Here is a 25,412-nt window from a genome sequence, read left to right on the forward strand (position 1 = left end):
GATACAGCAACAGCAGGGTGGGGCGCGCCGACCGGGCGCGCCCGCGAAGGGGTGATCAGCCGATGGCGGCTTCGTAGCCGGCGGCGTCCAGCAGACCGTCCACGTCGGCGGGGTTGGCCGGCTTGATCTTGAACAGCCAGGCGGCGTAGGCATCGGCATTGACGGACTCGGGGGCGTCCACGGCGGCCTGGTTGGCTTCGAGGATCTCGCCGGCGACAGGGGCGTAGATGTCGGAGGCAGCCTTGACGGACTCGATCACGGCAATGGCCTCTTCCTTGGCCACGAGGCGGCCGGCTTCCGGCAGCTCGAGGAAGACCACGTCGCCGAGGGCTTCCTGGGCGTGGTCGGTGACGCCGACAGTGAGGCTGCCGTCCGCTTCGACGCGGACCCATTCATGGGAGGCGGTGTAGCGCAGGTTCGCGGGAGTGTTCATGGTATGTCCTTGTTCAAGTCGATGAAGAGAATTGGGGAATGAAGTTCGGAGCCGGGCGTCAGGCCAGCGCTTTGCCGTTGCGGGCAAAGGGGGCTTTTACCACACGCGCCTTGAGGCGCTTGCCGCGGATCTCGACCTCGACCGCGTCGCCTGCCGCTACTCCAAGGGGCAGGCGGGCCAGCGCGATGGATTTTTCCAGCGTCGGTGAGAAGGTGCCGCTGGTGGTTTCGCCTTCGCCCTGGGCGGTGATCACCTTCTGGTGCGAGCGCAGCACGCCCTTGTCTTCGAGGATCAGGCCGAGGGTCTGCTTGCCGGCGCCGTCGGCGACGAGGGCTGCCTTGCCGACAAAGTTGCGGTTTTCATCCTTGAAGTCCACCGTCCAGGCCAGTCCGGCATCCAGCGGGGAAACGGAGTCGTCCATGTCGTTGCCGTAGAGGGCCATGCCGGCTTCCAGGCGCAGGGTGTCGCGGGCGCCGAGGCCGCAGGGCTTGACGCCAGCCGCGACGAGGGCGTCCCAGGCGGCGACGGCCTTGGTGGCCGGCAGGGTCAGCTCGAAACCATCCTCGCCGGTGTAGCCCGTGCGGGCGATGAAGATGTCGCCGAACGCGGCGGCCTGGAACACTTTGAGGCCGGCGGATGCAGCCTCGGCGCCGGGGAGGGCCGCCCAGGTCTTGGCGCGTGCGTTGGGGCCTTGCACGGCGATCATCGCCAGGTCACGGCGCACGGCGAGCGTAGCCTGCGTGCCGGTGGCGGCCAGACGCTGCTGCATCCATGCCACGTCCTTGTCGGCGGTACCAGCATTGACGACGATGCGGTAGCTCGTGTCGGACAGGAAATAGACGATCAGGTCGTCGATGACGCCACCCTGTTCGTTGAGCATGCAGGAGTACAGCGCCTTGCCGGGTTCGGTGAGCTTGGCCACATCGTTGGCGATCAGGCCGCGCAGGAAAGCCTTGGCGTCGGCTCCCTCCAGGTCGAGGGCAAGCATGTGGGAGACGTCGAACATGCCGGCGTCGCGGCGCACCGCGTGGTGTTCCTCGATCTGCGAGCCGTAATTAACGGGCATGTCCCAGCCGGCAAAATCGACCATGCGGGCGCCGGCGGCAATATGGGAGGCGTGAAGCGGGGTTTGTTGGGCCATGGGGCTCTCCGTGACAATCGTTCCAGTGTAGAAAAGCAAAGGGGCCGATGCGACGTGAATTCGCCTCGGCCCCATCTGTCCTTTGTACCTGAGAGATTGCAGCGGTCTTGACCCTCTGCGTGCCCCTTCGGTGGATGCGGCCTGCGCATTGGGCAGGCCGCATCGCTCTCCAGATTCTTGATTCGTCGGCGGTCCTTTTGCCTGAGCGGTTCCGGGGGTTGCGCCTTCGGCGGTTCGCGGCAATAGGCCAGCGAACGCTCTCCCACACGACGGCGCGCACCTTACCATCGAGGGCGAGGCGCGACAAGGGTCTGATACACTATTAAAGATGATCCCTTCCAGAAGCCGTTTCGTCGGCATTCGCGGCCTGCGCTACCACCTGCGCGAATGGGGGCGCGAGGGCGCTCCCAAGCTCGTCATTCTGCATGGCTGGATGGATGTGTCCGCCTCCTTCCAGTTCATCGTCGATGCGTTGCAGGCCGAGTGGCATGTGATCGCCCCGGACTGGCGCGGTTTCGGGGAGACGGAATGGTCGGGGGGCGATGCCTATTGGTATCCGGACTATCTGGCCGACTTAGACGCGATCTTGCGCATCGTTTCTCCTGATCAGCCGGTCAATCTCATTGGCCATAGTCTTGGTGGCAATGTCGCCTGCCAGTATGCGGGCGTTCGGCCTGGCCGGGTCGCCTTGCTCATCGCTCTCGATGCCTTCGGCCTGGCAGACAGCCGGGCGGACGATGCGCCGGGGCGGATGGAAAAATGGTTGTCGCAGCTTGAGCACCTCTCTACCTTTCGCGGCTATCCTAACCGGGAGGCGCTGGCTGCTAGGCTGCAGGCGGACAACCCACGACTCACGCCGGAAAGGGCTGAGTTCCTGGCCCGACACCTTGGCGAGCCTGATGGCGCGGGTGGTATCCGAATGGCGGGAGACCCTGCCCATCGCCGGGTCAATCCGATTCCTTATCGCAGGACAGAAGTTCTTGCATGCTGGCGTCGCGTGACCGCTGCGACCCTGTGGGTCGAGCCGGCCGACCCCGTTCTTCGCCATCGGCTCGGCGTCAGCGATGTGGCTCATGCGGAAGGCAAGGCCTGCTTCCGGTCCTTTCAGGAGGTCGAGATTTCCGACTCCGGCCACAACCTGCACCATGATCAGCCGGAACTCGTCGCGCGGATCATCGAGACCTTTTTGTTGTCGAACAAGCCATGAATGCTCTTAACGCCGATCTGCATTGTCACTCCACTGCGTCCGACGGCACGCTGGCGCCGGCGGACGTTATTCGCCGCGCCAAGGCCAATGGTGTGGACCTCCTTGCGCTGACTGACCACGACGAATTGCTGGGGCTTGACGAAGCTGAGACCGAGGCTCGTGAAATCGGCCTGCGTTTCGTGCCTGGCGTGGAGATATCGGTGTCCTGGCTGGACCAGACGTTGCATATTGTGGGGCTTGGCATCGACCCCGCCAACTCGGCACTCATCGCGGGGCTGGCCCAGGTGCGCGGCGGGCGGGACGGCCGTGCTGCGCGCATCGCTGCCGAACTGGAGCGGATCGGTATTCCTGGGGCACTTGAAGGTGCGCTCGCCTACGCCGGCAATCCAGCGCTGTTAAGTCGAGCCCATTTTGCCCGCTTCCTTGTCGAGAAAGGTTGTGCCAAGAACGTCCATGACGTATTCCTGCACTATCTGGCCCGCGGCAAACCGGGCTATGTGGAGCACGTGTGGGCTACGCTGGAAGATGCCCTCGGCTGGATCAAGGGCGCTGGCGGATTGGCGGTGATCGCGCACCCGGGGCGCTATCGCCTGAGCCATGCGGAGATGGATATCTTGCTCGAGACCTTCCGCGACCAGGGGGGAGATGCCGTGGAGGTGTCGTGCGGTGCTCACGATGGTGGGCAGGTGTTGGCCTTCGCGCGCCTCGCCCGGAAGTTCGGTCTGCTGGCATCGCGGGCTTCCGACTTTCATGGGCCGGAAGACAGCCCTATTGATCTGGGGCGTGCCCCCCCTCTGCCTCCTGACCTCACTCCGGTGTGGACGCGCCTGCAGTAAATCTCATTGTCCTAGTCTGAATCATGGCTCAGTTCTTTTCTGTTCACCCTGAACAACCCCAGCAGCGGCTGATCAAGCAGGCCGCGCAGATCATGCGGGATGGCGGTCTCATCGCCTTTCCCACCGATTCCGCCTACGCCCTCGGTGGGCGCACTGGCGACAGCCCGCTGCTGGCTCGTATCCGACGCATTCGCGACGTGGACGAGCGTCACCAGTTCACGCTGCTGTGCCGTGACCTGTCGGAAATCGCCACCTATGCCCGCGTAGATAACACCCAGTACCGTCTGCTCAAGGCCACTACGCCAGGGCCCTATACCTTCATTCTTGAAGGTACGAAGGAATTGCCGCGCCGGGTTCTTCACCCTAAGCGGAAGACGATCGGCATCCGCATTCCGGATCATCCCGTGGTGTCGGCGCTGCTGGCTGAGTTGGGAGAACCGATGCTGAGTTCGACCTTGCTGCTGCCCGACGAGGAGCATCCGCTGACCGATGCCGAGGAGATCCGCGACCGACTCGAGAAGGATGTCGATTTGGTGATCGAGGCGGGCGCCTGTCGTGGGGAGGCGACGACGGTCATCGACCTGACCAGCGGGGCGCCGGAACTGGTGCGCGAAGGGCGGGGCAGTCTTGAGCCCTTCGGTCTGTGAGTCGTGGGCGGGAGCCGGGTTCCGACCTTGCCGTGTGTGCGGGGCCGGTGACGGCGTCCGGCTCTGATAGAATCGCCGGCCGTTGGCGTTCTGAACCATGCAAGAACTGATTTCCACCCTGACCATCTGGGCCTTGCCCGTTCTGTTCGCCATTACGCTGCATGAAGCTGCGCACGGCTACGCGGCACGTCACTTTGGTGATGCGACGGCGGAGTTGGCCGGGCGGATCAGCTTGAATCCCCTGCGGCACATTGATCCGGTTGGGACGGTTCTGGTGCCGGGATTGATCGTTGCGGTGAGTGCGTTGGCGGGTGGTTCGCCGATGCTCTTCGGCTGGGCCAAGCCGGTGCCGGTCAACTTCGGGCGACTGCGCAATCCGAAGGCAGACATGCTGTGGGTCGCGGCGGCTGGGCCGCTGGCGAATCTGGCGATGGTGCTGGGCTGGGCGCTGCTCTTCAGGTTGGCGGTGACTGCGCCTGAAAACGTCTATGCGTTGCCAATGGCAAAAATGGCCGATGCGGGCATTCAGATCAACGCGGTGCTGATGTTCCTGAACCTGCTTCCGCTGCCGCCGCTGGATGGCGGCCGGATCATGGTCAGCCTGCTGCCGGCGCGATCAGCGTACAAGTTTGCGCAGATCGAACCCTATGGTTTCCCGATCCTGCTGTTGTTGCTATTCACCGGTATCCTTGGCGACATTCTCGGGCCGCTTGTGGCCCTGTTCCGTTTTGCTATCGCAATCGTTTTTGGACTCTGATATCCCATGTTCGCTGAACGCGTCCTTTCCGGCATGCGCCCAACCGGGCGACTCCACCTCGGCCACTACCACGGTGTGCTGAAAAACTGGGTCAAGCTGCAGGCCGAGTATCCCTGCCTGTTCTTCGCGGCCGACTGGCATGCGCTGACCACTGATTACGACAATCCCCGTGGCATCGAAAACAGCGTGTGGGACATGATCGTCGACTGGCTGGCGGCAGGTGTCGATCCGTCCCAAGCGACGATCTTCATCCAGTCCCGTGTGCCCGAGCATGCCGAGCTGCATTTGCTGATGTCGATGATGACACCGCTGGGCTGGCTGGAGCGGGTGCCGACTTACAAGGACCAGCAGGAGAAGCTGGTGCACAAGGATCTGTCCACCTACGGCTTCCTCGGCTATCCGCTGCTGATGAGCGCCGATATCCTGATCTACCGCGCCGACAAGGTGCCGGTTGGCGAGGACCAGCTGCCCCACGTGGAATTCACGCGCGAGCTGGCCCGTCGTTTCAATCATATGTATGGCCGTGAGCCCGGCTTCGAGGAAAAGGCCAAGGAGGCGGTCAAGAAGCTGGGTTCCAAGCGTGCCAAGCTGTACGAAGAATTCCGTACCCGCTTCCAGCAGAATGGTGACGAGGAAGGTCTGGCCCTCGGCAAGGCCTTGCTGGAGGAGACCCAGAACCTGTCGCTGGGTGACCGGGAGCGGCTGTACGGTTATCTGGAAGGTAGCGGCAAGGTGATCCTTGTTGAGCCCGATGCGCTCCTCACCGAGGCTTCGCGGATGCCCGGCCTGGATGGACAGAAGATGTCCAAGTCCTATGGGAACACGATTTTCCTGCGTGAGGAAACCGATTCGGTGTCCAAGAAGATCCGCACCATGCAGACTGATCCGGCGCGCGTGCGGCGCACCGACCCCGGTAATCCGGAGAAGTGCCCGGTGTGGCAGTTCCATGTGATCTACTCCGACGATGTGACCCGCAATTGGGTGACCGAGGGATGCACCAGCGCCGGCATCGGCTGCATCGAGTGCAAGCAACCGGTCATCGACGCGGTGCTGAAGGAGCAGGAGGTGATGCGCGAGCGTGCCCAGCCCTATCTGGACGATCCTTCGCTGGTGCGTGCCATTGTTGCCGACGGTTGCGACAAGGCTCGCAAGCTGGCCCAGGAGACTATGCGCGAAGTACGCGATTCAATGGGCTTGAGCTACAGCTGATGGTGGTGCCGAAGCGGGGCTGCGGCTGGCTTGGGGGGCGTATCCCCGGCGTGCTAAGGTGCACAGCATGGGCGGGGAGCTGAGCGCGCCGCTCGATCTGGCGCTTGTCGCGGACCCCCTGGAAGGGGTGATTGGCCGGATGTATGGCCAGCCGATCTTCGCCCTCCCCAAGGATCTGTACATTCCACCCGATGCCCTCGAGGTTATCCTCGAGGCCTTCGAGGGGCCGCTGGATCTGCTGCTGTACCTGATCCGCAAGGCCAACATCAACGTCCTCGACATTCCGATGGTGCCGTTGACGGCTCAGTATCTGGAATATGTGGAGGCGATGCGCCAGCACAACCTGGAGCTCGCGGCCGACTACTTGTTGATGGCGGCGACGCTGCTGGAGATCAAGTCGCGGATGCTGCTGCCCCGGCCTCCGCGGGAGGATGAGGCGGAAGAGATTGATCCGCGGGCGGAGTTGGTGCGCCGGCTGCTTGAGTACGAGCAGGTCAAGGTGGCGGCCGTGAGGCTGGACGCCATGCCGCGGGTGGAGCGCGATTTCGAGTGGGTGGGTGTGTTCGTGGCCGAGAAAGTCATTGAGCGCCTGCCCGAAGTGAGTTTGCATGACCTGCAGCTGGCTTGGCTAAAGATCGCCCGGCAGAGTCGCTTGCGTCGGAATCACACGATCCAGCGGGAAGAGCTGTCGGTGCGCGAGCACATGAGCTTGATCCTGCGCAAGTTGCAGGACGACGCATTTGTTGTATTTGAATCCCTGTTCGATCCTGGGCTGGGTGTCGCGGGACTGGTGGTCAGTTTTCTGGCGACACTTGAATTGGTAAAGGAGCGCCTGGTGGTGGTGACCCAGAACGAGGCCTTTGCGCCGATTTACGTGAAGCGTGCCTATAGTGAGCGTGAAGACGCCTGAGGACTTCAAGCTGGTGCTTGAAACGGCTTTGCTGGCAGCAACGTCGCCTTTGCGGATAAGCGAGCTGAGGCAACTGTTTGAGCCGGATCCGGGGGCGGACATGATCCGCCGCTTGTTGGCTGAACTGGTGGAAGCTTGGCAGGGACGTGGCGTGGAGCTGGTGCAGACCGCCGGTGGCTGGCGGTTTCAGACCCGGCTGGAATTCCAGGTGTACCTCGATCGGCTTAAGCAGGAACGGCCGCCCAAGTACTCCCGGGCGGTGCTGGAAACACTGGCAATCATCGCCTACCGGCAACCGGTGACACGCGGCGACATTGAGGATATTCGCGGTGTCATGGTGTCGAGCAGTGTATTGAAGACCCTCGAATCCCGAGGGTGGGTGGACGTGGTGGGGTACCGGGATACGCCAGGGCGGCCCGGCTTGTACGCCACGACCAGAAAATTCCTGGAGGATCTCGGTTTGAGAAGTCTCACCGAGCTGCCTCCGCTGACTGAAATCGAAAGGATCATGGATCTTGTCGACCTCCCAAAAACCGAAGAACCGGCCGTTTAGGCCCAAGACCGGCAAGCCGGGGGCTGCTGGCCGTCCGGCGGGAGCGCCGGACGGCTCGCCTGCAGGTGGGCGTCGAGGGCGCGGGCCTTCCACGGAGGCGCCACGGCGCGCCCGGAGTGAGTCCGAGCAAGATGGCGGGCGCCAACCGAAGAGCAATGCCTCGGCTATTGGCTTGAGCGACCTCGGCGGTGCGCGCGGGAGCTGGCGCGGTCGGCGTTCCGCTCCAGGCGCTGCTGATACCTATCCGCTGGCGAGTAGCGAACTGCTGCCGCAACAGGAGGGGGAGCGGCGCCGCAAACCCCAGGACACGACCTATACCGAACCGCAGCGCCTGCACAAGGTGCTGGCGGCTGCTGGAGTGGGGTCCCGCCGCGAGATCGAGGAGTGGATCGTTGCTGGCCGCATCTCCGTCAATGGCGAGCCTGCCGATGTGGGGCAGAAGGTCGGGCCGGGAGATCGGGTGCGCGTCAATGGCAAGCTGATGCCCTTGCGCTTTGCGCCGCGGATTCCGCGCGTGGTGCTTTACCACAAGCCGGAAGGGGAAATCGTTTCCCGGGATGATCCGGAAGGTCGGCCGACGGTGTTCGACCATCTGCCGGTGCTGCGCAAGGGGCGCTGGATCGCGGTCGGCCGGCTGGACTTCAACACCTCCGGGCTTCTGCTGTTCGTCAATGACGGTGACCTCGCGAACAAGTTGATGCACCCACGCTACGAGCTTGATCGTGAGTACGCAGTGCGTATTCTCGGCGAACTCGACGAAGCGCAGCGGAGTGCGCTGCTGGATGGGATCGAACTGGAGGATGGTCCGGCCAAGTTCAACACCCTGCTCGACGCAGGTGGTGAGGGTGCCAACCACTGGTATCGGGTGACCTTGTCGGAAGGTCGCAACAGGGAAGTGCGGCGGATGTTCGAGGCTCTTGGCCTGACGGTCAGTCGCCTGATGCGGGTTCGTTACGGTCCGGTTGTGCTGCCGTCGCGACTCAAACGTGGCATGTGGGAAGACATGCCGGTGGCGGATGTTTGTGCACTGGCCGGCCTGCCGAAGCCCGTTGATGCGGGGGGCAAGGGGCGCAAGCCGGTTCGCCAGCCCCGCCGCCAGGCGCCTTCGTCCCGTTGACGTAGAGTTGAAATTGCGCCCGCTTCGGCGGGCTGGTATACTCCTTTCGTTTTACCGGTTCGAAAGAACCGACATCCGGTCGAATTTAAACAGGGATGGGCGTTTCGCCCATTTTTCATTTGTGGGCTAGGAAATGGAGTTGCTGAAACTTATCGAACAGACCGCGGAAGGCCTTGGCTATGAGCTGGTCGACTTCGAAACCTCGCCCCGTGGGCGCCTGATGCGGGTGTTCATTGATTCGCCGAATGGAATCACGGTGGATGACTGTGCCACTGTGAGCAATCAGCTGACCCGGATTTTTGAGGTCGAGAATATCGATTACGACCGTCTCGAGGTGTCCTCGCCCGGATTGGATCGCGCTCTCAAGAAGCCTGCCGACTTTGAACGTTTTGCCGGGCAGGATGTGCAGTTGCGGCTGAGCATGCCGATCGCCAATCAGCGCAATTTTGCCGGCGTGTTGCAAGGTCTGAAGGATGGCGCCGTCGTCATCGAGACGGAAAAGGGGTTGATGGAGATCCCGTTTGAAGAAATTGAAAAGGCCCGCCTGGTACCCAGGTTTTAAGGGATTTGGAGGTTTGCAGGTATGAGCCGCGAAATTTTGCTGTTGGTTGACGCGCTGGCCCGCGAGAAGAACGTTTCGAAGGAAATCGTTTTCTCTGCGCTGGAATCCGCGCTCGCTCAGGCAACCAAGAAGCGTATTCACGACGAAGCCGACGTGCGTGTGTCCATCGACCGGGAAACCGGCGATTACGAGTCCTTCCGTCGCTGGCAGGTGCTGCCCGATGAGGATGTGGACAATGACGAGGCCCAGATGGGTCTGATCGACGCCCGTGAAGAGTACCCGGAAATCCAGGTGGGTGACTATGTCGAGGAGGCTCTGGAGCCCATCGACTTTGGCCGCATCGGTGCACAGGCTGCCAAGCAGGTCATCCTGCAGAAGGTGCGCGATGCCGAGCGCGAGCAGATCCTCAGCGACTTCCTGGAACGTAAGGAGTTCATCATCTCCGGCGCCATCAAGCGCATGGAGCGTGGTAACGCTATCATCGAAGTGGGTCGTCTGGAGGCAGTGCTGCCCCGTGACCAGATGATTCCCAAGGAAAATCTGCGTGTTGGCGACCGGGTCAAGGCTTATCTGCTTCGTATCGACCGCGGTGCTCGTGGTCCGCAGCTGATCCTGTCGCGTACTGCGCCCGAATTCGTGATCCGGCTGTTCGAGCTCGAAGTGCCGGAGATCGACGACGGCTTGCTCGAGATCAAGGCTTGCGCTCGTGATCCCGGCCTGCGCGCCAAGATCGGCGTAAAGTCCAACGATCCCCGCATCGATCCAATCGGCACCTGCGTTGGCCTGCGCGGTTCGCGCGTGACGGCGGTCCGCAACGAGATCGGCGGTGAAAACATCGACATCGTGCTGTGGTCGCCCGAACCGGCCCAGTTTGTTATCGGCGCGCTGCAACCCGCGGAGGTGTCATCGATCGTCGTTGACGAGGAAGCCCACGCGATGGATGTGGTCGTCGATGAGAACAATCTGGCTATCGCCATCGGGCGCAACGGCCAAAATGTGAAGCTGGCTTCCGAGTTGACTGGCTGGACCATCAACCTGATGACCGAAGCTGAATCGGAGCGGAAGTCCGAGGCTGAGCACAGCACGGTTCGCCAGTTGTTCATTTCCAAGCTGGACGTGGACGAGGAAGTGGCCGACATCCTGATCGACGAAGGTTTTTCGTCCCTCGAGGAGATCGCCTACGTGCCGCTGGCTGAAATGCTGGAAATCGAGTCGTTCGACGAAGACACGGTCAATGAGCTGCGCAATCGCGCTCGTAATGTGCTCCTGACCGAAGCCATCGTGACCGAAGAGCAGTTGGAGTCCGTCGCTGAGGACATGCTGGGGTTGGAGGGGATGGACAAGCCCCTGGCAGCCAAGCTGGCCCAGGGCGGTGTGCATACCCGTGATGAGTTGGCCGATCTGGCAGTGGATGAACTGATGGAAATGTCGGGGCTGGACGAAGAGCGGGCGAAGAATCTGATTACCAAGGCGCGCGCGCACTGGTTCGAGTAATACCCGGAGGTTCATCAAGATGGGACAGACAACCGTTACACAATTTGCCGGCGAACTTAAGATGCCGGCCTCCGTGTTGCTCGAGCAGTTGCAGAAGGCTGGCGTAGACAAGGCGAAGGAAACCGATCTGCTCTCCGAGCAAGACAAGAATCGTCTTCTCGATTTTCTCCGTCGCGCCCACGGTGATTCGGCGTCGAAGGCGAAGATCACCCTGACTCGCAAGCAGACCAGCGAGATCAAGGCGACCGACTCTACCGGGCGTGCGCGTACCGTGCAGGTCGAAGTGCGCAAGAAGCGCGTCTTCGTGAAGCGTGACGAGACGCTGGTGCCCGAGACCGCAACGGCAGCGGCGGCGGCCGAATCGGCTGATGCTGCAGAGCAGGTTGTCGTTCCCGAACTCGAAGTGCTCGCCGAACAGGCGGTGGCGGAAGTGGAGTCGACTCCTGAGCCCGTGCCGGAACCGGTCGTGGAAGTTGCTCCCGAGCCGGAACCCGAGCCTGAGCCTGAGCCGGAACCCGAGCCGACTCCCGCACCCGAGCCCGTCGTCGAGGCCGTGGCGCCTGCGCCCGTCGCCGAAGCTGCCGCTCCAGAAGTGCGCGAAGCGGCGCCGGCGGCGCCCGCTAAGGATCCGGCTCCGCAGCGTCCGGTGCGCCGAGTGGTCGTTGGCTCGATCCTCTCGCCCGAAGAAAAGGCTGCCCGCGAGCGTGAAGCTCAGCGGAGTGCCGAACTGGCTGCCCGCCAGGCTGCCGACCTGAAGGAAAAGCAGGAGCGTGAAGCCCGTGCCCGTGCCGCGATGCTGCAGCGCGCCGAAGACGAAAAGCAGCGCCAGGCCGCAGCCGAAAAGGCCAAGGTCGAAGGCGATGCAGCGTCCAAGTCGGGTACGTTGCACAAGCCGGCCAAGGCGGAGGACAAGAGCGGCCGCGGCAAGGATGGCAAGAAGGTCGCTGTCAAGGAAGCCGCTACCGACTCCAAGCGCCGTGGTGCGGGCATCAAGACCCGTGGTGATACCACTGGCGGTGCTGGCGGCTGGCGTGGTGGTGGCCGCGGTGGTGGCCGCAATGGCGGGCGTCAGCAAGATACCCAGAGCTTTGTCGCACCGACTGAGCCGATCGTGCGTGAAGTGCACGTGCCCGAGACCATTTCGGTTGCCGATCTCGCCCACAAGATGGCGGTGAAGGCTACCGAGGTCATCAAGGCCTTGATGAAGATGGGCACGATGGTCACCATCAATCAGGTGCTCGACCAGGATACGGCGATGATCATCGTCGAGGAAATGGGTCATAAGGCGCTGGCGGCCAAGCTGGACGATCCTGATGCCTTCCTCGAGGAAAACGCGGAGCACAAGGATGTCGCGCTGGAGCCTCGCGCCCCGGTTGTGACCGTGATGGGTCACGTCGACCACGGCAAAACCTCGTTGCTCGACTACATTCGGCGCGCCAAGGTGGCTGCGGGTGAGGCGGGGGGTATTACCCAGCACATCGGCGCCTACCACGTGGAAACCGAGCGTGGCATGGTGACCTTCCTGGACACCCCGGGTCACGAGGCCTTTACGGCCATGCGTGCCCGTGGTGCCAAGGCTACCGACTTGGTGGTGCTGGTTGTCGCCGCTGATGACGGTGTGATGCCTCAGACCAAGGAGGCAATCCACCACGCCAAGGCAGCGGAAGTGCCGCTGATCGTGGCGGTCAACAAGATCGACAAGCCGGGCGCAAATCCCGAGCGCGTGCGTCAGGAACTGATCGCTGAGGGCGTGGTGCCGGAAGCCTATGGTGGCGACACCATGTTCGTTGAGGTTTCGGCCAAGACGGGCCATGGCATCGACGACCTGCTCGAAGCCATCCTGCTGCAGGCCGAAGTGCTTGAGCTGAAGGCTCCGAAGGAGTCCATGGCCAAGGGCCTGATCATCGAAGCGCGACTCGACAAGGGCCGCGGCCCGGTGGCCACGCTGCTGGTTCAGTCCGGTACCCTGCGTCGCGGTGATGTGCTGCTGGCTGGTGCGACCTTTGGTCGCGTCCGTGCCATGCTCGACGAGAACGGCAAGCCCATTGAAGAAGCCGGCCCGTCCATTCCGGTCGAGATTCTCGGTTTGTCCGAAGTCCCGGGTGCCGGTGATGAGGTCGTGGCGCTGGCTGACGAGCGCAAGGCGCGTGAAATCGCCCTGTTCCGTCAAGGCAAGTTCCGCGACGTGAAGCTGGCGAAGCAGCAGGCCGCCAAGCTGGAGAGCATGTTCGAGCAGATGGGCGAGGGCGAGGTCAAGACCCTGCCGCTGATCATCAAGGCAGACGTGCAGGGCTCCCAGGAGGCGCTGGCCCACTCGTTGATCAAGCTGTCCACCGACGAAGTCCGCGTTCAGGTCATCCACGGCGGTGTCGGTGCGATCAGCGAATCCGACGTCAACCTGGCTCAGGCTTCTGGCGCTGTCATCATCGGCTTCAACATCCGTGCCGATGCCAATGCCCGCAAGCTGGCCGAGACCTTCGGCGTCGATCTGCGCTACTACAACATCATCTACGATGCCGTTGATGAGGTGAAGAGCGCGCTGTCCGGCATGCTGGCCCCCGAGAAGCGCGAGCAGGTCCTGGGTATGGTCGAGGTCCGTCAGGTCTTCACGATCTCCAAGGTCGGCACCATTGCGGGTTGTTACGTGCTGGAGGGCCTGGTCAAGCGCAATTCGCTGGTCCGCGTACTGCGCAACCACGTGGTTATCCACAGCGGCGAACTCGAATCGCTCAAGCGTTTCAAGGACGACGTCAAGGAAGTCAAGTTCGGCTACGAGTGCGGCCTGCAGGTCCGTAATTTCAACGATCTTCAGGAAGGCGACCAGCTCGAGATCTTCGAGATCCAGGAAATCGCCCGGACGCTGTAAGCCATGCCGAAGGAGTTTTCCCGTGGGCAGCGCGTGGCAGAGCAGATCCGCCGTGAGCTGGCCGAGCTGATCCGCCTGGAAGTGAAGGATCCCCGCGTCGGTTTCATTACGCTCACCGACGTGGAGATCACCCCCGACTATGCCCATGCGAAGGTGTTCTTCACCTCGATGAAGGGACAGGAAGGGCTCGAAGAAATTCTGAAGGGGCTGCGTCGTGCCAGCAGCTTCCTTCGTCGCGAGCTGGGGCGCCGGGTGCGTATCCATACCCTGCCTGAGCTGCACTTCCACTACGATCCTTCCGTCGAAACCGGCAACCGGATTTCGGCCTTGATCGACAAGGCCATCGAGACAGATCGCCAGTTTGCTTCCGAGACCGATGAGGTGCCGGAGGGTGACGACAAGTCCGATCCGGCCGCCTGACACTGTCGGCAGCGCGTTCTGCGCTGCCGCTTTTTTTGGGATTTCCTGCTTGGCTACAACTCCCCAGCGTCGCATCCAGCGGCGTGTCGTTGACGGCGTGCTGTTTCTCGACAAGCCCGTCGGCCTGACGTCCAACCATGCGCTGCAGAAGGCACGACGCCTGCTGAACGCCGCGAAGGCTGGTCATACAGGTACGCTTGACCCCATGGCGAGCGGCCTGCTGCCACTGACCTTCGGGGAGGCGACGAAGTTTTCCCAGACCCTGCTCGACGCCGACAAGGGGTACGATGCGACGGTGCTGCTTGGCGTCACCACCACGACGGCTGATGCGGAAGGTGAGGTGCTTGCCCGCTCGGAGGTCCACGTGTCTGATGCCGAAATCGAAGCGGCCATGGCGCGTCTGCGTGGTGGCATTGAGCAGGTACCGCCGATGTATTCGGCCCTCAAGCACCACGGCAAGGCTTTGTACGAGTATGCGCGGGCCGGGGTTGAGATTCCCCGCGAGCCACGCAAGGTAACGATCCATCGCTTCGAGTGTCTGGGGCGAGACGGCGACAGCGTGTACGTTCGGGTGAGGTGCAGCAAGGGAACCTACGTGCGCACCTTGGCTTCCGACTTGGGTGCCATGCTTGGGTGTGGCGCCCATCTGACGGCGTTGCGCCGCACGCATATCGGTCCTTTCGCGCTGGATGTGGCGACGCCGCTGGCTGACTTCGAGGCGCTCTCGCTGGAAGAGCGGGATGCTCGCCTGGCGCCGGTCGATACCCTGCTGGAGCATATGGCCGTGCAGATGCTGGACGAGACCCGCATGCGCAGTTTTACTCATGGCCAGTCGGTCAAGGTGGAAGAGGGCGCCGAGGGTGCCCTGTTCCGTGTTTATCATGACGAGCGTTTTCTCGGTGTGGGAACGCTCACCGAAGGCGGTGTGTTGGTGCCAACCCGTCTGATGTCAACAGGCACCCAATGAAATTTCTTGAGTAATCCCGCTTGCGTTCGATATAATCGCGCGCTTCGCAAGGCTAAATCTAACCGAGTTAAACAATGGCAATCTCCACTGAACAAAAAGCGCAAATCGTTGGCGACTACCAGCGCGCCAAGGGCGATACCGGTTCTCCGGAAGTGCAAGTCGCTCTGCTTACCGCCCGCATCAACGATCTGACCGGCCACTTCAAGGTTAACGTCAAGGACCACCATTCCCGTCGCGGCCTGCTGATGATGGTGAGCCAGCGTCGCAAGCTCCTCGACTACCTGAAGCGCAAGAACGTCGACAGCTATCGTGAGCTGATCGGCCGCCTTGGTCTGCGCAAGTAAGCGGATAGACGTAGCTTCGTTACTGAACGTGACATTCCTTGCGCATCTTGCGCGGGTTTGATCATGGGCACAGCCGGTGCAAGTCCGAGTGGCTTCGCCGGCTTTGTCACATCTGTGCGCCATAGAGAACGGCGCGTTACCTCGGCTACGCGTGCGGTTGTGGTTTGCCGCCAGCCGATTGAATGAAAGGACATCCTTTGCCTAACGCAATCAAGAAAAGTTTCACCTACGGCTCCCATACCGTGACCCTGGAGACCGGCGAGATCGCCCGTCAGGCCCACGGTGCTGTGCTCGTCAATATGGACGACACCGTCGTGCTGGCGACCGTAGTGGCGGCCAAGAACGCCAAGCCGGGCCAGGATTTCTTCCCCCTTACCGTCGATTACGTCGAGAAGTTCTATTCCGCAGGCCGTATCCCCGGTGGCTTCTTCAAGCGTGAAGGCCGTCCCACCGAGAAGGAAACGCTGACCTCCCGCCTGATCGACCGTCCGATCCGTCCGCTCTTCCCGGATGGCTTCTACAACGAAGTGCAGGTCATTGCTCAGGTCGTATCCCTGAATCCCGAAGTGGATGCGGACATCCCGGCCATGATCGCCGCCTCTGCTGCGCTGGCGATCGCCGGCATTCCGTTCGCAGGCCCGATCGGCGCCTGTCGCGTCGGCTACCTGAACGGCGAGTACATCCTTAATCCGACCGCTTCTCAGCTGGAAACCAGCCAGATGAACCTGGTGGTGGCCGGTACCGAAAGCGCCGTGCTGATGGTTGAATCCGAAGCGCTGGAACTGCCGGAAGACGTGATGCTGGGTGGTGTGGTGTTTGGTCATACCCAGATGCAGGCCGCGATCAACGCGATCAACGAGCTGGTCGATGTGGCTGGCAAGCCCGAGTGGGACTGGCAGGCTCCCGCCAAGAACGAGGCGCTGATTGCCCGCGTGACCGAGATCGCCGGCGCCAAGATCGAGGAAGCCTTCCGCATTACCGCGAAGCAGGCCCGTTCCGCGCAGCTGTCCGCCATTGGTACCGAAGTGCACGCCGCGCTGACCGCCGAAGGCGTGGAGTTCGACGCGAACACCGTCAACAACATCATCTTCGACCTTGAAGCCAAGGTTGTTCGCGGCCGTATCCTCAGCGGCGAGCCGCGTATCGATGGTCGCGACACTCGCACCGTACGCCCGATCGATATCCGCGTGGGCGTGCTGCCGCGCACCCACGGTTCCGCGCTGTTCACCCGTGGCGAAACCCAGGCGCTGGTGGTCACCACCCTCGGCACCGGCCGCGACGAGCAGATCATTGATGCGGTGGCTGGCGAATACCGCGAGCGCTTCATGCTGCACTACAACTTCCCGCCGTTCTCCACCGGTGAGTGCGGTCGTTTCGGCTCCCCGAAGCGTCGCGAGATCGGCCATGGCCGTCTGGCCAAGCGTGCGCTGGCTGCGGTGCTGCCGGGCAAGGACGATTTCAGCTACACCGTCCGTGTGGTGTCCGAAATCACCGAATCCAACGGCTCCAGCTCCATGGCCTCCGTCTGTGGTGGCTCCCTGGCCATGATGGACGCGGGTGTGCCGCTGACGGCGCCGGTGGCGGGCATTGCTATGGGCCTCATCAAGGACGGCGGCCGTTTCGCCGTTCTGACCGACATCCTGGGTGACGAAGACCACCTCGGCGACATGGACTTCAAGGTCGCCGGTACCGAGAAGGGTGTGACTGCGCTGCAGATGGACATCAAGATCCTCGGCATCACCAAGGAGATCATGCAGGTCGCGCTGGCCCAGGCCAAGGAAGGCCGCATGCACATCCTCGGTCTGATGAAGAGCGCGCTGGGCGAAGCGCGTGGCGAGGTGTCCACCTTCGCACCGCGCATGATCACGCTGAAGATCAACCCCGAGAAGATCCGCGACGTGATCGGCAAGGGCGGCGCTGTGATTCGTGGTCTGCAGGAAGAAACCGGCACCGTCATCGAGATCACCGACGACGGCAACGTGACGATCTCCTCCGTCAGCGCCGAAGGCGCCCAGGAGGCCAAGAAGCGTATCGAAGAGATCACCGCGGAAGTCGAAGTGGGCAAGGTCTACGAAGGTCCGGTGGTCCGCATCCTCGATTTCGGTGCGATCATCAACATTCTGCCGGGTCGTGATGGCCTGCTGCACGTTTCCCAGATCGCCAACGAGCGCGTCAATGCCGTGTCCGACTACCTCAAGGAAGGTCAGGTCGTCCGCGTGAAGGTGCTCGAGACCGATGAAAAGGGCCGTGTGCGTCTGTCCATGAAGGCTCTGCTGAACGAGCAAGCTCAGCAGTAATTAAGGCTGACTCGTAGTGTGAAAAAGGGCGCGCATGCGCCCTTTTTCATTTTGGGGAGTGCGAACCTTGGAGGCCGCTTGTGGGTCGGAGCTGTCGTCGGCTTAGAATCGGGCGTACGGAGTTGTGGTTGGCGGGCACGAACCGCCGCCTTGAGTGATGAGAATTCAGTGAATGCCGACCGCGGAGGCGCGTCGGCACGGAGTCTTGAAAATGATGCGTCAGATGTCCGCCTTGACGCCGTCGCCGTGGGTGACGCGTTTTGCCCCCCTGATTGCGGCTGGCGGGGAGGTTCTTGACCTTGCATGTGGCAGTGGGCGTCATGCCCGCTGGCTGGCTGGCCGTGGATTCCGGGTTGAGGCTGTGGATCGCGACGCGGTGGCGCTAGAGTTGCTCGCCGCAGTGCCTCATATCACCCTCCGGGAGGCGGATCTGGAGGGGGGGGCTTGGCCTTACGAAGGGCGTCAGTTCGATGCGATCGTGGTCACCAACTATCTGTTTCGGCAGCGGTTTCCGCTGTTGCTGACAGCACTCGCCCATGGCGGGGTGCTGATCTACGAAACCTTCATGATCGGTAACGAGCGCTTTGGAAAGCCAAGCAACCCGGATTTCCTGTTGCGCTCTCATGAGCTCTTTGAGCGGGTTGCTGGCTCATGTACGGTCCTGGCGTATGAGCAGGGGGAGGTGAGCGCACCGAAGCCGGCAGTCATTCAGCGGATTTGTGCCGTGAAGGGGCATGCGCCTTCATTGCGGCTGCCGCCGGGAGGGGCGTAAAGGGGCCTGCTCAGCGGAGTAGTGGGCGGAGTTCCTGCCAGACGGTATCGGCGATAAGCGGCTGGGCGGCGGCGATAGGATGGATGCCGTCCTGCTGGAAGTGGTCTGGGCGGTCGGCAAAGCCCTGCATCAGGAAGGGGACGAGGCGAGTCTGGTTGGCCTTGGCCAGTTCCCGGTAGGTGCCTTCGAAGGCGGCCGTATAAGCTGGACCGTAATTCGGCGGCATGCGCATGCCGATCAGCAGGATTTTGGCGCCGGCCTGGCGGCTGGCGTCGATCATTCCCTGGAGGTTGGCGCTCATCGCCTTGACTGGCAGCCCGCGCAACCCGTCATTGGCGCCAAGTTCGATGATCACGATGGCGGGTTTGTGGGCCTGCAGCGCCGCAGGCAGGCGGCTGAGGCCGCCTGCCGTGGTCTCGCCGCTGATGCTGCCATTCACCACTTCGTAGGGCAGCTTGGCTGTGCCGATCTTTTGCCCGAGCAGCACGGGCCAGGCTTCTTGCGGACGCAGGCCGTAACCTGCGGAAAGGCTGTCGCCCCACACCAGGATCTTGCTTGCCGCCCATGCGGGGCCACAAGCCAGCAGTGCGCTCAGGCACAGGATGCGGAAAAAGGGCGTCAGCCTCATTGCTGTGCTCAGGCGCTGAGCTTGTCGCCGCAGTGCCCCTGGATGATCTGCAGCAGGGCCGGGAAGATCTTGGGCGTGCCGGCGACGACATTGCCGGTGTTGAGATAGTCGGCTTCGCCGGAGAGATCACTGATCAGGCCGCCCGCTTCGCTGATCAGCAGGCTGCCGGCAGCGGTGTCCCACGGGGACAGGCCGAATTCCCAGAAGCCGTCCAGGCGGCCAGCGGCGACATAGGCCAGGTCGAGGGCCGCGGCACCGGGGCGGCGCAGGCCGGCGGTCTTCTGGGTCAGTTCCTTGAAGATCGCCATGTAAGTGTCGGCGTTGGTGAACTGGCGGTAGGGGAAGCCGGTGCCGAGCAGGGCGTCCTGCAACTTGATGCGCTTGGAGACGCGGATGCGGCGGTCGTTGAGGAAGGCGCCGGCACCCTTCGAGGCGGTGAACAGCTCGTTGCGGTTAGGATCGAAGACGACCGCCTGTTCGACGACGCCACGGCGGGCCAGGGCGATGGAGATCGCGTACTGGGGGAAGCCGTGGATGAAGTTGGTGGTGCCATCGAGCGGGTCAATGATCCACTGGTATTCGGTTTCGGCCTCCGGGCCGGTCTCGCCGGACTCTTCTGCTAGAATGCTGTGGCTCGGATAGGCCTCGCGGAGAACCTGGATGATGGCCTCTTCTGCGGCCCGATCTACTTCCGTCACCAAATCGTTGGGGCTCTTGACCTCGACACGGAGCAGGTCCACATCGAGGGACGCCCGGTTGATGACGGTGGCTGCGCGGCGCGCGGCCTTGATGGCAATGTTCAGTGTGGGATGCATGGTGTCTGGCGAGCTCTGCCGGTACGGGCATCGGATGCCCACCGGTCGACTCTAATTCGGAAAACCGCTTATTTTAATATGAACAACGATGGCGCGCTTGAGCGCGTGCGTGTCGTCCTCACCCGCACCAGTCACCCTGGCAATATCGGCGCAGCAGCTCGGGCCATGAAGACCATGGGTCTGTCGCAGCTGGTGCTGGTCAGTCCGCAGTCCTTTCCTGATCCCGTTGCCACCGCCCGTGCGGCGGGTGCCGACGACATCCTCGAGTCGGCGCGAGTTGTCGACACGCTGACCGAGGCGCTTGAGGGGACGGTGTTCGCTGCCGCGTTGACGGCTCGCCGGCGAGAATTGGCGGTGCCGATGAAATGGGCTCGGGAGGCGGCGGTCGACGTCGTTCAGCTTGCTGCCCACGGTGATGTGGCGCTGGTCTTTGGTAACGAGACCAAGGGCTTGTCCAACGAGGATGTGGCCCTGTGCCACATGCCGGTCAAGATTCCGGTCAGCGAGAACTATTCCTCCCTCAACCTGGGGGCGGCCGTGCAATTGCTGTGCTACGAGTTGCGGATGGCCGCTATCGATCCCGGGCGGGCGCCGGCAACGGAGTTTGAGCCGGCGACCCACGAGCAGATCGAGGGCTTTTACGTTCATCTTGATCGGGCAATCACGGCGAGTGGCTTCTTCAATCCAGAGAATTCAAAGCGTCTGTGGCCGAGACTGCGTCGCTTGTTCGGGCGGATTCGTCTCGAAAAGGATGAAATCAATATTCTGCGCGGAATGTTGAGCGCCTTCGAAAAGAAGTAGACTAAAATAGTCGGAAATAAACAGGGCCTGCCGCGGGTTTGCAGCCTGCAGGTGGGCCGGCTTCAGTGCACTTCAGTTCAGGGGGTTTTCTTTCATGTTCAGTCGTCTGCGTGAAGACCTGGCCAATGTTCTCGAACACGACCCGGCCGCACGCTCCAAGTGGGAAGTGCTTACCTGCTATCCCGGGATGCACGCCTTGTGGTTGCACCGCTTTGCCCACGCAGCGTGGCTGCGCGGCTTTCACTGGGTTGGGCGGTTTACCAGTCATGTGGCGAGGATGCTGACCGGTGTGGAGATTCACCCGGGCGCCACCATTGGGCACCGGGTCTTCATCGATCACGGCATGGGGGTTGTCATTGGTGAAACGGCCGTGGTGGGCGACGACTGTACGATCTACCAGGGGGTCACCCTGGGTGGAACCTCGCTTTACCGTGGTACCAAGCGGCATCCCACGCTTGGGCGAGGTGTCGTCATCGGAGCAGGTGCCAAGGTGCTGGGTGGCTTCGAGGTTGGTGATGGCGCTAAGGTTGGCTCCAATGCGGTGGTGGTTAAGCCGGTGCCGGCTGGCGCAACGGCGGTCGGTAATCCTGCCCGGATTGTCGCGGCGGATGACAAGGCGAATCGGGAACGTGAGGCTAAGGCGGAACAGATCGGCTTTACGGCTTACGGAGTGACGCGGGATCTGGATGACCCGGTTTCGAAAGCGCTGCACGGTCTGCTCGATCATGCGGTCGAGACCGACCGGCGTATTCGGGTTCTGGTCGAGAAGCTCGTCGCAGCTGGGATCTGTGTCGAAGGTACGGCCAAAGCTGAAGACGCCTTTGACCCCCAGGGTCTTGGGAAAATGGTGGACTGAAGGCCCTGGCTGGAAATAGTTGATTGAATTTGTCGGGTTTGGTATTGTTGACCGAAATATTCAACTATTTTTTTACCAGCCCCCCGGGAGCCGATATGAGACTCACAACCAAAGGTCGTTTTGCTGTTACGGCAATGATCGATCTCGCGCTGCGTTGCGCGGATGGCCCGGTGACGCTGGCCGGGATCGCCGATCGGCAGAAGATTTCCCTTTCCTATCTCGAGCAACTGTTCGGCAAGCTGCGCCGTTTCGAACTGGTCAGTAGTGTGCGCGGGCCCGGTGGCGGCTATGCGCTGGCGCGGGACATGGCTTCGATTACCGTGGCGGACATCATCGCCGCGGTGGACGAGCCGCTGGATGCGACCTCCTGTGGCGGCAAGGAGAATTGTCAGGACGAGCAGCGCTGCATGACCCATGAGCTGTGGACCAACCTCAACCGGCGGATGTATGAGTACCTCCACTCGGTGACACTGGCCAGCCTGGTCGAGCAGCAGCGTCAGAAGTGCGCCCAAGTTGCGGTGCTCCACGACGAGCGTGCTCCGTCGGCGGGCAAGGCGGCCGACAAGCTGCAATTGACGGCCTGAGAGGCAAGGACGACCCGTGTTTGCCCCCGTATACCTGGATCACAACGCAACGACGCCCCTCGACCCCGCGGTCAGGGAGGCGATGTTGCCGTGGTTCGGTGAGCGCTTCGGTAACGGGTCGAGCCGGCACGAATATGGTCGTGCGGCGCGCAAGGCCATCGATGAGGCTCGCGCCCAGGTGGCGGCGGCCGTCAATGCCCATCCGACCGAGGTTCTTTTCACGAGCGGCGGTTCGGAGGCCAACAACCTCTTCATCAAGGGCGCGGCGTCCAACCTCAAACCGGGTCTGGTGGCGATCAGTGCCATCGAGCATCCCTGTGTCAGGGAGCCGGCGCGGCAACTGCAGCGCGCGGGCTGGCGTTGCGAAGAGATCGCCGTGGATGAGGCAGGGCGCCTCGACATGTCGCATTTTCAACGTCTGCTTGCCGACAAGCCGAAACTGGTGTCGGTGATGCTGGCCAACAACGAGACCGGTGTGATCCAGGATGTGCCGGTGCTGGCGGCGCAAGTCCGCGCCCACGGCGGCTGGATGCACTGTGATGCGGTGCAGGCATTGGGCAAGATCGATGTGGATTTCAGGGCACTCGGCGTGCATGGGCTTACGCTGTCTGCTCACAAAATCTACGGGCCGATCGGTGCGGGTGCGCTGATCGTCGACAAGCGAGTGGAACTCGCCCCGCTGATCGCCGGCGGTGGGCAGGAACGGAATCTGCGTTCCGGCACCGAGAACGTGATGGCCATTGTTGGATTCGGTGCTGCCTGTGAGCGCGCCGTCGCCTTGCGCCGTGATCGCACGGAACGGCTGGGCAGGTTGCAGCAACGCCTTGAGCGTGGTCTGGTTGCCTTGGGGGCGACGATTTTTTCGGCGGAAGCCGAACGCCTCGCGAACACTAGCTTTTTCGCCATGGCCGGGGTGGATGGCGAGACCCTGGTCGGTAAGCTCGATCGGGCGGGGTATGCGGTGGCCAGCGGCTCCGCTTGCTCCAGCGCCAATCCCGAGCCTTCGCACACGCTGATGGCGATGGGTATCGAATCCGGGCTGGCCCGCTCGGCAGTACGCGTGAGCCTCGGTGATGGCAGCACGGAACAGGATGTGGATGGTTTTCTGGGGGCGCTTCGCGAGAACCTCCAGAGCCTCCGAACGCTTGCCGCCATGGCGGTCTAAGTAACTGGAACGATTAAATTTTTGCAGTACGGAGAAGATGAAGATGCTCAAGTTCCCGATCTACCTCGATTACTCGGCAACGACGCCGGTGGATCCCCGCGTGGCGGAGAAGATGATTCCCTACCTCACGGAGCTGTTCGGTAACCCGGCATCCCGTAGCCACGCTTTCGGCTGGACGGCTGAAAAGGCCGTCGAGGAAGCCCGCGAGGAAGTTGCTGCGCTGGTGAACGCCGATCCGAAGGAGATCATCTGGACCTCCGGCGCCACCGAGTCCAACAACCTGGCGATCAAGGGTGCGGCGCACTTCTACTCTGGCAAGGGCAAGCACATCATTACCGTCAAGACGGAGCACAAGGCGGTTCTCGATACGGTGCGCGAACTGGAGCGTCAGGGCTTCGAGGCGACCTATCTCGACGTGCAGGAGAATGGCCTGATCGACCTGGACGTCCTGAAGGCGGCCATCCGCCCGGATACCGTTGTCGTGTCGGTGATGTTTGTGAACAACGAAATCGGCGTGGTTCAACCGATCGCCGAGATCGGCGAGATCTGCCGCGACAAGGGCATCGTCTTCCACGTGGATGCGGCCCAGGCTACCGGCAAGGTGGACATCGACCTGTCCAAGCTGAAAGTGGACCTGATGTCCTTCAGCGCCCACAAAACCTACGGCCCGAAGGGCATCGGTGCCCTCTACGTGCGCCGCAAGCCGCGCGTGCGCTTGGAGGCCCAGATGCACGGCGGTGGTCACGAGCGCGGCCTGCGCTCCGGCACGCTGGCGACGCACCAGATCGTCGGCATGGGCGAAGCGTTCCGCCTGGCCCGCCTGGAAATGGCCGAGGAGAACAAGCGCATCGGTGCGCTGCGCGACCGTCTGCTGGAAGGCCTGTCCGCCATCGAGGAAACCTTCGTGAACGGCGACATGGCGCACCGCGTTCCGCACAACCTGAACATCAGCTTCGCCTATGTTGAAGGTGAGTCACTGATCATGGCGATCAAGGACATCGCCGTGTCCAGCGGTTCGGCCTGCACGTCGGCCAGCCTGGAGCCGTCGTACGTGTTGCGTGCCCTTGGCCGCAACGACGAACTGGCTCACAGTTCCATCCGTTTCACCATCGGCCGCTTCACGACGGTCGAGGAAATCGACTACACAATTGATCTGCTGCAGCGCAAGATCGGCAAGCTCCGCGAACTGTCGCCCCTGTGGGACATGTTCAAGGAAGGTATCGATCTGGACACCGTGCAGTGGGCAGCGCACTGACAGGAGAGCGAAAATGGCATACAGCGAAAAAGTTCTGGATCACTACGAGAACCCCCGTAACGTCGGTGCGTTCGGCAAGGAAGATGAAGGCGTCGGTACCGGTATGGTCGGCGCGCCGGCCTGCGGTGACGTGATGAAGCTGCAGATCAAGGTCGGCAAGGACGGCGTGATCGAAGACGCCAAGTTCAAGACCTATGGTTGTGGCTCGGCTATTGCTTCCAGCTCCCTCGTCACCGAATGGGTGAAGGGCAAGACCCTCGATCAGGCGCTGGAGATCAAGAACACCGCCATCGCCGAGGAACTGGCCCTGCCGCCGGTGAAGATCCACTGCTCGATCCTGGCCGAGGACGCCATCAAGGCGGCGGTCGAGGATTACAAGAAAAAGCACAACGGCTGAAAGGAAACGCGATCATGGCAGTAACCCTCTCCGACAAGGCTGCAAAGCACATCGGCAACTTCATCGCCAAGCGCGGCAAGGGCGTCGGCATTCGCCTGGGCGTGCGTACGTCGGGGTGTTCCGGGATGGCCTACAAGCTGGAATTCGCCGATGAGGTGCTGCCGGAGGACGTCGTCTTCGAGAGTCATGGCCTGAAGGTGCTGATCGATCCGAAGAGCCTGCCCTACATGGATGGCACCGAACTCGACTTTGTGCGAGAGGGGTTGAACGAAGGTTTCAAGTTCAACAACCCGAACGTCAAGGGCGAGTGCGGCTGCGGCGAGAGCTTCTCGGTCTAGGATGACGCCGTTTCGCGAACCGTTTTGCCCGCCGGGCGCGG

The 25,412-nt window shown here is 62.3% G+C and carries 27 protein-coding genes and 1 riboswitch; of the genes, 23 read left to right on the forward strand and 4 right to left on the reverse strand.

What is annotated here, in order from left to right; all coding sequences use genetic code 11:
* Positions 1–55: 55 nt before the first annotated feature.
* Positions 56–433 (reverse strand): glycine cleavage system protein GcvH, encoded by a 378-nt coding sequence (gcvH, locus tag ACE3RX_RS01365; protein ID WP_374479521.1) that lies wholly within the window; start codon positions 431–433, stop codon positions 56–58.
* Between the two features lie 58 nt (positions 434–491).
* Positions 492–1,574 (reverse strand): glycine cleavage system aminomethyltransferase GcvT, encoded by a 1,083-nt coding sequence (gene gcvT, locus ACE3RX_RS01370; protein ID WP_374479523.1) that lies wholly within the window; start codon positions 1,572–1,574, stop codon positions 492–494.
* A gap of 180 nt (positions 1,575–1,754) precedes the next feature.
* Positions 1,755–1,849, reverse strand: a riboswitch (glycine riboswitch).
* 53 nt (positions 1,850–1,902) lie between these two features.
* Here gcvT and ACE3RX_RS01375 point away from each other — a divergent pair.
* From ACE3RX_RS01375 to ACE3RX_RS01450, 16 genes are all read left to right on the forward strand, one after another.
* Positions 1,903–2,781: an alpha/beta fold hydrolase gene (locus ACE3RX_RS01375; protein ID WP_374479525.1), complete on the forward strand. Its 879-nt coding sequence runs from the start codon at positions 1,903–1,905 to the stop codon at positions 2,779–2,781.
* Complete coding sequence (locus tag ACE3RX_RS01380) at positions 2,778–3,617, forward strand: 3',5'-nucleoside bisphosphate phosphatase (RefSeq protein WP_374479527.1); 840 nt, start codon at positions 2,778–2,780, stop codon at positions 3,615–3,617. The genes ACE3RX_RS01375 and ACE3RX_RS01380 overlap by 4 nt, the downstream gene beginning before the upstream one ends.
* Before the next feature lie 23 nt (positions 3,618–3,640).
* Entirely contained in the window at positions 3,641–4,264 is a 624-nt protein-coding gene (locus ACE3RX_RS01385; protein ID WP_374479529.1) for an L-threonylcarbamoyladenylate synthase, read from the forward strand.
* 97 nt (positions 4,265–4,361) lie between these two features.
* Positions 4,362–5,021 (forward strand): site-2 protease family protein, encoded by a 660-nt coding sequence (locus ACE3RX_RS01390; protein ID WP_374479531.1) that lies wholly within the window; start codon positions 4,362–4,364, stop codon positions 5,019–5,021.
* Positions 5,022–5,027: 6 nt separating this feature from the next.
* Positions 5,028–6,230, forward strand: coding sequence for a tryptophan--tRNA ligase (locus ACE3RX_RS01395; protein WP_374479533.1), 1,203 nt, complete (start codon positions 5,028–5,030; stop codon positions 6,228–6,230).
* A gap of 79 nt (positions 6,231–6,309) precedes the next feature.
* The gene (locus ACE3RX_RS01400) at positions 6,310–7,140 is read left to right on the forward strand and encodes a ScpA family protein (RefSeq protein ID WP_374479893.1); all 831 of its coding nucleotides are present in this window, start codon (positions 6,310–6,312) and stop codon (positions 7,138–7,140) included.
* Positions 7,118–7,693: an SMC-Scp complex subunit ScpB gene (scpB, locus tag ACE3RX_RS01405; protein WP_374479895.1), complete on the forward strand. Its 576-nt coding sequence runs from the start codon at positions 7,118–7,120 to the stop codon at positions 7,691–7,693. Before ACE3RX_RS01400 ends, scpB begins: the two co-directional genes overlap by 23 nt.
* Complete coding sequence (gene rluB, locus ACE3RX_RS01410; protein ID WP_374479535.1) at positions 7,656–8,810, forward strand: 23S rRNA pseudouridine(2605) synthase RluB; 1,155 nt, start codon at positions 7,656–7,658, stop codon at positions 8,808–8,810. Before scpB ends, rluB begins: the two co-directional genes overlap by 38 nt.
* 133 nt (positions 8,811–8,943) lie before the next feature.
* Positions 8,944–9,372: a ribosome maturation factor RimP gene (gene rimP, locus ACE3RX_RS01415; RefSeq protein ID WP_374479537.1), complete on the forward strand. Its 429-nt coding sequence runs from the start codon at positions 8,944–8,946 to the stop codon at positions 9,370–9,372.
* A 21-nt stretch (positions 9,373–9,393) separates the two neighbouring features.
* Positions 9,394–10,866 carry a transcription termination factor NusA gene (nusA, locus tag ACE3RX_RS01420; protein ID WP_374479539.1) on the forward strand — a complete coding sequence of 491 codons (1,473 nt, stop codon included), beginning with the start codon at positions 9,394–9,396 and terminating at the stop codon, positions 10,864–10,866.
* A gap of 19 nt (positions 10,867–10,885) precedes the next feature.
* Positions 10,886–13,732 carry a translation initiation factor IF-2 gene (gene infB, locus ACE3RX_RS01425; RefSeq protein ID WP_374479541.1) on the forward strand — a complete coding sequence of 949 codons (2,847 nt, stop codon included), beginning with the start codon at positions 10,886–10,888 and terminating at the stop codon, positions 13,730–13,732.
* A gap of 3 nt (positions 13,733–13,735) precedes the next feature.
* A complete protein-coding gene (gene rbfA, locus ACE3RX_RS01430; RefSeq protein ID WP_374479543.1) occupies positions 13,736–14,152 on the forward strand; it encodes a 30S ribosome-binding factor RbfA in 417 nt (138 codons plus the stop codon).
* 49 nt (positions 14,153–14,201) lie between these two features.
* Positions 14,202–15,119, forward strand: a complete 918-nt coding sequence (gene truB / locus ACE3RX_RS01435; RefSeq protein WP_374479545.1) for a tRNA pseudouridine(55) synthase TruB — start codon at positions 14,202–14,204, stop codon at positions 15,117–15,119.
* A 74-nt stretch (positions 15,120–15,193) separates the two neighbouring features.
* A complete protein-coding gene (rpsO, locus tag ACE3RX_RS01440; protein ID WP_169145043.1) occupies positions 15,194–15,463 on the forward strand; it encodes a 30S ribosomal protein S15 in 270 nt (89 codons plus the stop codon).
* A gap of 182 nt (positions 15,464–15,645) precedes the next feature.
* A complete protein-coding gene (gene pnp, locus ACE3RX_RS01445) occupies positions 15,646–17,760 on the forward strand; it encodes a polyribonucleotide nucleotidyltransferase (protein ID WP_374479548.1) in 2,115 nt (704 codons plus the stop codon).
* Between the two features lie 211 nt (positions 17,761–17,971).
* Entirely contained in the window at positions 17,972–18,532 is a 561-nt protein-coding gene (locus tag ACE3RX_RS01450) for a class I SAM-dependent methyltransferase (RefSeq protein WP_374479550.1), read from the forward strand.
* A gap of 10 nt (positions 18,533–18,542) precedes the next feature.
* Here ACE3RX_RS01450 and ACE3RX_RS01455 read toward each other — a convergent pair whose 3' ends face one another.
* Both ACE3RX_RS01455 and ACE3RX_RS01460 read right to left on the reverse strand, forming a co-directional pair.
* Positions 18,543–19,160, reverse strand: coding sequence for an arylesterase (locus ACE3RX_RS01455; RefSeq protein WP_374479552.1), 618 nt, complete (start codon positions 19,158–19,160; stop codon positions 18,543–18,545).
* Between the two features lie 8 nt (positions 19,161–19,168).
* Entirely contained in the window at positions 19,169–19,975 is an 807-nt protein-coding gene (locus ACE3RX_RS01460; RefSeq protein ID WP_374479554.1) for an inositol monophosphatase family protein, read from the reverse strand.
* A 78-nt stretch (positions 19,976–20,053) separates the two neighbouring features.
* Between ACE3RX_RS01460 and ACE3RX_RS01465 the strand changes: the two genes are divergently transcribed.
* The 7 genes from ACE3RX_RS01465 (at position 20,054) to iscA (ending at position 25,371) form a co-directional block, all read left to right on the forward strand.
* Positions 20,054–20,776, forward strand: coding sequence for an RNA methyltransferase (locus ACE3RX_RS01465; protein ID WP_374479556.1), 723 nt, complete (start codon positions 20,054–20,056; stop codon positions 20,774–20,776).
* Positions 20,777–20,870: 94 nt separating this feature from the next.
* Entirely contained in the window at positions 20,871–21,632 is a 762-nt protein-coding gene (gene cysE, locus ACE3RX_RS01470; RefSeq protein ID WP_374479558.1) for a serine O-acetyltransferase, read from the forward strand.
* 95 nt (positions 21,633–21,727) lie between these two features.
* The gene (iscR, locus tag ACE3RX_RS01475; RefSeq protein WP_374479560.1) at positions 21,728–22,216 is read left to right on the forward strand and encodes a Fe-S cluster assembly transcriptional regulator IscR; all 489 of its coding nucleotides are present in this window, start codon (positions 21,728–21,730) and stop codon (positions 22,214–22,216) included.
* Positions 22,217–22,232: 16 nt separating this feature from the next.
* Complete coding sequence (locus ACE3RX_RS01480; protein WP_374479562.1) at positions 22,233–23,381, forward strand: cysteine desulfurase family protein; 1,149 nt, start codon at positions 22,233–22,235, stop codon at positions 23,379–23,381.
* Positions 23,382–23,424: 43 nt separating this feature from the next.
* Positions 23,425–24,636 (forward strand): IscS subfamily cysteine desulfurase, encoded by a 1,212-nt coding sequence (locus ACE3RX_RS01485; protein ID WP_374479897.1) that lies wholly within the window; start codon positions 23,425–23,427, stop codon positions 24,634–24,636.
* 13 nt (positions 24,637–24,649) lie between these two features.
* A complete protein-coding gene (gene iscU, locus ACE3RX_RS01490) occupies positions 24,650–25,033 on the forward strand; it encodes a Fe-S cluster assembly scaffold IscU (RefSeq protein WP_374479564.1) in 384 nt (127 codons plus the stop codon).
* 14 nt (positions 25,034–25,047) lie between these two features.
* The gene (gene iscA, locus ACE3RX_RS01495; protein ID WP_374479566.1) at positions 25,048–25,371 is read left to right on the forward strand and encodes an iron-sulfur cluster assembly protein IscA; all 324 of its coding nucleotides are present in this window, start codon (positions 25,048–25,050) and stop codon (positions 25,369–25,371) included.
* Positions 25,372–25,412 lie beyond the last annotated feature (41 nt).

It is taken from the genome of Zoogloea sp. (genome assembly GCF_041914405.1).
GTDB lineage: Bacteria > Pseudomonadota > Gammaproteobacteria > Burkholderiales > Rhodocyclaceae > Zoogloea.